The 4050-nt window shown below is 62.2% G+C and carries 5 protein-coding genes; 2 read left to right on the top strand and 3 right to left on the bottom strand.

Features of this window, described 5'->3' with window-relative positions; translation table 11 throughout:
• Positions 1–109 precede the first annotated feature (109 nt).
• The gene (locus tag V7778_RS25020) at positions 110–427 is read right to left on the bottom strand and encodes a hypothetical protein (RefSeq protein ID WP_335560335.1); all 318 of its coding nucleotides are present in this window, start codon (positions 425–427) and stop codon (positions 110–112) included.
• Positions 424–1308 carry an EamA family transporter gene (locus tag V7778_RS25015; RefSeq protein ID WP_335560334.1) on the bottom strand — a complete coding sequence of 295 codons (885 nt, stop codon included), beginning with the start codon at positions 1306–1308 and terminating at the stop codon, positions 424–426. The genes V7778_RS25020 and V7778_RS25015 overlap by 4 nt, the downstream gene beginning before the upstream one ends.
• On the opposite strand from V7778_RS25015, the gene gcvA reads away from it, so the two are divergent.
• Positions 1307–2290, top strand: a complete 984-nt coding sequence (gene gcvA, locus V7778_RS25010; RefSeq protein WP_335560332.1) for a transcriptional regulator GcvA — start codon at positions 1307–1309, stop codon at positions 2288–2290. The genes V7778_RS25015 and gcvA overlap by 2 nt on opposite strands.
• A 25-nt stretch (positions 2291–2315) precedes the next feature.
• A complete protein-coding gene (locus V7778_RS25005; protein ID WP_335560330.1) occupies positions 2316–2948 on the top strand; it encodes a type 1 glutamine amidotransferase family protein in 633 nt (210 codons plus the stop codon).
• Positions 2949–3341: 393 nt separating this feature from the next.
• Here V7778_RS25005 and V7778_RS25000 read toward each other — a convergent pair.
• Positions 3342–4050: DUF6328 family protein (locus V7778_RS25000; RefSeq protein WP_335560328.1), on the bottom strand; the 709-nt coding region annotated here is incomplete at its 5' end.

Below are 4050 nucleotides of genomic sequence, written 5' to 3'. Positions count from 1 at the left end.
GGCGGCCGGAACCTGAGCTGGGGAAACGCTGCGAACTTTGGCGGACAAATGCCAGTGGCGTTGTTCCGCCCAAGTTCGCAGACCATCATCCACAAAGCGAAACAGGACATCAAAGTCCGCCTTCTTGACAAGCACTTGAAACCTGCTCCAGTGAGCAATCGTCGTGTTGCCCCCGCCGCACCAGCTCCATCGAAAAAATCGTCACCGTTGCGGCCCGCAGCAGGTTCATCGAGGACACCACCATGTCGGCTGCGCCTTGGCCGGAGACTGTCGCCCCTGGGATGTCGAGCAAGAAGCCCTCACCTTCGACGTGTCCCCCATTGGCGAAGTCGACGCGGAAGGCCAGCTTGACCCGCCACGCCGAATCCGGCCTGGCCTGATAGCGCGCCGCACCGGGCGAGGGTGCTCCCCTGAACACATGGATCATGGCCGCACTCCCTGAAGGCGGAGCAGCAGCTTCGCGCCAAACAGATTGACGCCTAGCCCAAGAATCACCAGTACGAAGGCTGCCAGTTTCCATGGCTGCAGCTCCTCTCCCAGCGCCACGACCGACGAGGCCATGCCGAAGACAGGCACCAGCAGTGTCAGCGGCGCGATGCTCGCTGCCGGATACAGGGCCAGCAGTCGGTTCCATACCGCGAAGCCCAGCAGCGTGGTGGGATAGACCAGGTAGGCAAGGGCTGCCACGGTATTCCATCCCACCCCCGCAATGCCCTCCGTAATGCGCGCAGGCCCTTCGACCAGCAGCGACAGCGCGAACATCGGGATCGGCACCACCAGGCTGCCCCAGATCACCAGTGCGAACATATTCACCTTGCCCATGCGCTTCGACAGCAGGTTCCCGCAAGCCCACGCCAATGCGGCGAGGAGCACGGCCAGCAAGCCACGCGCCGACACGTCTCCTCCGAGATTCGCCGCGACCAGGGCGATTCCTGAAAACGCCAGCACCGCACCGCCGATCTGGAAGCGGGTAGGGCGTTCGCCCAGCAGCCAGGCCGCAAGCCCGATCGTCATGAACGACTGCAACTGCAGGCTCAGCGAAGCCAGGCCCGCCGAGACGCCGAGGTGCATGCCGCCGAACAGGAAAGCGAACTGCACCCCGAACATCACCAGGCCATAGCTAAGGACCATACTGAACGGGACGTTCGGCCGTTTCACGAAGAAGACCGCCGGCAGTGCGGCCAGGGAAAAGCGCAGAGCGCATAGCAACAGCGGCGGCAGATCCCTCATTCCAAGCTTAATGACAACAAAGTTGAAGCCCCAAATGGCGACGATGCCGACGGCGGCGAGCAGGTGGCGCGGATGCATGAATGTTTCCCGTGAACGAAAATCACCTTATAGCATCGCTTTTCCGCGAAAAAAAACGCTTTATACTCAAGCTCCCTTGAATGCCATTCACAAGATGAGTTCATCCCTCCCGCCGCTGCATACCTTGCGTGCCTTCGAAGCCATCGGACGCCTGCGCAGTTTTACGCTGGCTGCCGGCGAACTGCACCTGACCCACAGCGCGATCAGTCACCAGATGCGTGCGCTCGAGTCCTCCCTGCAAACCTCCCTGATCGACCGCTCACGCCGCGAAATTGCCTTGACCCCGCAAGGCCAGCAATTCCTGGCCGTCGTGCGTCCGGTGTTGCGGCAGCTGACCGAGATCGCCGAGACCTTGCGCCATGCCGAGTCGCGGCGCTTGCGCATCAATGTGCTGCCTTCGTTCGCCGCCCGGTGGCTGCTGCCCCGGCTGGGCGATTTTTTCGTACGGCATCCGGACATTGATGTCGAAGTGGCCGCGACCCAGGCGGTGGTGGACCTGAACGCGGCGGGTGCGCATCTCGCCATCCGCTACGGTGACGGGCAGTGGCCGGGCACGCGCTGCGAGCTGCTGTTTGACGAAGCCTTGTTTCCGGTGGCGAGCCCCGCGTTCATCAAGCGGCATCGCATCCGACGGCTCGAGGACCTCAAGCGCGTCAAGCTGTTGCGCGACGACTTCCATCCATGGGACGCCTTCCTGGCCGCGGCATCGCAGGATGCATCCCAATGCCAGTTCGGTCCGGTCTACCGCGACTCGGCCCTGACCCTGCAGGCGGCGGAAAGTGGCCAAGGCGTCGCGTTGGCCCGAAGCTGGCTAGCGGCCGACGCGCTGAAGGGCGGCAGCCTGTCCCGGATCGGAAGCCTGTCCCTTCCCGCGCAGTCGGCCTACTTCCTGGTCCACCCCCGCGATGCGCGGGTATCCGCCGAAGTCAGCGAATTCGTTGCGTGGCTGCGGGCGCAAGCCGAGCTGGCCCAGCTATACTGATCATCCAATACCGAAGAGAGCTGCGATGAACGTCTATCTCGTGACAGTGGATACGCTCGCCGATTGGGAAATCGGCTACCTCACCGCGGAACTGAACAGCCGGCGATTCTTCGCCGATCCCGCCATGGAGTTCAAGCTCCTGAAAGCCGGCATCGGCAAGGCCGAGGTCACCAGCATGGGCGGGGCGCGCTATACGCCGGATGTCACGATCGACGCCATCGAGATGAAAGAGGGTGACCTGCTTCTGCTTCCCGGTTCTGACATATGGGATACGCCGCGGGTAAAACCGCTGCTCGAATTCGCGGCCGACGCTCTCGAGCGCGGACACCAGGTGGCAGCCATTTGCGGCGCCACGGTCGGCTTGGCCGGCGTGGGCGCACTTGATCGCCGGCGGCATACCTCGAACGACCTCGACTTTCTCAAGCAGGCCTGTCCGAACTACCAGGGGCAAGCCTTGTATCGCAAAGAGCCGGCAGTACGCGGCGACAACCTGATCACGGCAACAGGACTGGCGCCGCTCGAGTTCTCCCATGAAGTGCTGAAGATGCTGAAGGTTTGGCGGCCCGAAACCACCAAGGCCTGGTATCGCCTGTACAAGACCCGCCAGGAGCGCTGGTACCACGAGCTCGTCGCATCGATGGAGCCGCAGCCTGCTTGAGCGGACCGTCGCTAGGTGCGACCGGCAAAATAAAAGCCCTGGCCACCGGCCAGGGCCTTCTCATCCGGCAGCTCGCCGAATGCAGCCGTATTGCGCCGCGACCGGACCGGTAAGCGGAAGCGGATCCCGCGATTCCTGCGTCACCGTCGCCAGCGCTTGAACGGCTGGGCCGACACTCGTCACCTTCTTTGCTCCCCCCGATTACCGAAGCCTCCGGCGACGGGTGTAGCCCAGTTCTACCCATTATGCGAATCGGGTAGTTGCCGACGTGACTACGACCATGGCAAGTGCGAGCGCTTCCTCGGCGCTGGCCCGGGTTGGTCGTGTCGTCGCGACGACAAAGCCATTATCCGCTTGCAAAGCAACTCATCTGTTCGGAGCCACACACTTGGCTCAGCAGCCCTTGTTCATGTCCGACATCTTATGCGCCTTGCGGGGAACGACGTACCACAGCCCGGCCAGCAGGATCAGCGTGCCGACCGCAGCGCCGATACTGACCGCCACGCGCGCCGACATGCCAGTCGTCGCCAGGTAAATCACCGTGAACATGTCGAGCGCTAGCCCGATTGCCAGCGGCCCAAGTGCTCCACGGATCATTCGCGAGGCAAACCTGACCATCGCATGGGTGGCGTGGCCCCGGCAGGTCCGGTAATAAATGGCCGGTGTCATGACCATGGCCACCGAGACGATGACCATGACCAGTCCCGCTACATGGCATATCTTTGCGAACGTCGCCAGGTCTTCGAAACGGTCGTTGAAGACTGCGATGGTCTGGAATCCAAAAAGGGCCTGGACGCCGGGAAGGATGACGCGCGCCTCTTCGATAATGTTGCGCATCTCCGCATCGATGTTGTCTGTTTCTGCTTGCCGATTTTCCATAGCTGAACAGTACGCCCAAAGTCCCCCACCATCAATGTGCGCACGGTTGAAACCACTATGGAACATGGAGCCTGGAATGCCAAGCGGCGTGAGCAGAAGAAGAGCCCGTCGAGTCGCAGCATGACAACATCGCCACTTGTGCGCGTGGATTGCGTTTGCTATAGTTCTGTTCCCCCGACGCAAACGTCGCTGCTTGGCAGAGACGGAAAGTGTAGGGGAAAAG

It is taken from the genome of Massilia sp. DD77 (assembly GCF_036961685.1).
Classification (GTDB): Bacteria; Pseudomonadota; Gammaproteobacteria; order Burkholderiales; family Burkholderiaceae_D; genus Telluria.
This window is presented reverse-complemented; position numbering and strand designations above follow the sequence as displayed.

What these genes read in the sequence shown, in the direction of transcription:
- V7778_RS25020 (WP_335560335.1), bottom strand. Translation starts at nt 427, where the DNA reads ATGATCCATGTGTTCAGGGGAGCACCCTCGCCCGGTGCGGCGCGCTAT.
- gcvA (WP_335560332.1), top strand. Translation starts at nt 1,307, where the DNA reads ATGAATGTTTCCCGTGAACGAAAATCACCTTATAGCATCGCTTTTCCG.
- V7778_RS25015 (WP_335560334.1), bottom strand. Translation starts at nt 1,308, where the DNA reads ATGCATCCGCGCCACCTGCTCGCCGCCGTCGGCATCGTCGCCATTTGG.
- V7778_RS25005 (WP_335560330.1), top strand. Translation starts at nt 2,316, where the DNA reads ATGAACGTCTATCTCGTGACAGTGGATACGCTCGCCGATTGGGAAATC.